The organism is Komagataeibacter kakiaceti JCM 25156, assembly GCF_000613305.1.
On sequence record NZ_BAIO01000698.1, the window covers coordinates 1 to 1,002 of the forward strand.

At 65.6% G+C, this 1,002-nt stretch carries 2 protein-coding genes; both read right to left on the minus strand.

Features of this window, described 5'->3' with window-relative positions; translation table 11 throughout:
* Positions 1 to 625: FAD-dependent thymidylate synthase (gene thyX, locus JCM25156_RS26030; protein WP_407637141.1), on the minus strand; the 625-nt coding region annotated here is incomplete at its 3' end.
* A complete protein-coding gene (locus tag JCM25156_RS32765; protein WP_407637140.1) occupies positions 622 to 852 on the minus strand; it encodes a hypothetical protein in 231 nt (76 codons plus the stop codon). The genes JCM25156_RS32765 and thyX, both read right to left, overlap by 4 nt.
* Between the last annotated feature and the right edge of the window lie 150 nt (positions 853 to 1,002).

The following is a 1,002-nucleotide window of genomic DNA, read 5'->3' on the forward strand; positions in this document are numbered from 1 at the left end:
CGCCCATGGCCGCGCGCAGCGCGCGCAGCGCGGGGCCGGACAGCAGCACCGCGTCGCGCATGTAGTCGGTAAAGGCCTCGAACGTCAGCGGCGCCCATTTCTCCACGATCCGCAGGATGGCGTCGGCATAGGCGCGGATTTCGTACTGGGCGTGGCTGTCGGCGCGCAGGCGCAGGAAGTGCAGCAGGTTCCACAGGTTAATCTGCCAGTAGAACTGCGTCATGATGTTGACCGGCAGGTTCATCCGCGCCAGCTCACGCGCCACGGACGGGCGCGAGGGGTCGCGGGTCTGGCCGTTTTCATCCTCGTTCAGCAGGTCCATGTAATGGTCATAGCAGCGTGAGGCGTCATCGCGCAGGATGTCGAGCACCTGCTGCGCCTGTTCGGGCGGCAGGCTGTCGGCGCGTCCCTGCTTGTTGCTGGTGGACTGGGCGGCAATGTCTTCCGGCCGGGGGAAATAGAATTCCTTTTCCAGCACGGAATAGCGCGCCGAGTATTCGTTGATGCTGGCGGTGCGGTGGCGGAACCACTGGCGGGTGACGAAAATGGGCGCGCGCACGTGCAGTTTCAGCACCGCCAGTTCGAACGGGCTGGTGTGGCGGTGGCGCATGAGGTAGCGGATCAGCCCCCGGTCATCGGACGTGCTGCGCGTGCCCTTGCCGTAGGAAACGCGCGCGCCTGCACGATGCCGCTGTCACCGCCCATGTAATCGACCGCGCGCACGAAGCCGGTCTCCAGCACGGGAATGGGGGAGTACAGCACGTCTTCCACCGCGGGTACGACAAGACGACGTGTCTGCGCCCAACCGGCGCGGGCTGTCTCGATCGCCGATTTCTGCTCGCTGGAAAACATGTGCCTTACCGCCCCCGTCTGTGTCGATCCTGAAGGATGGGGGCCATACCATACCGCCATGCCCTGTCCTAGCCGTGTTGTTCCGGGTCGTGCCGTTCCGGTGCGTATTTCGCGGCGTCATCATGGCGCATGGGGCGGGGGCGGGCCAGC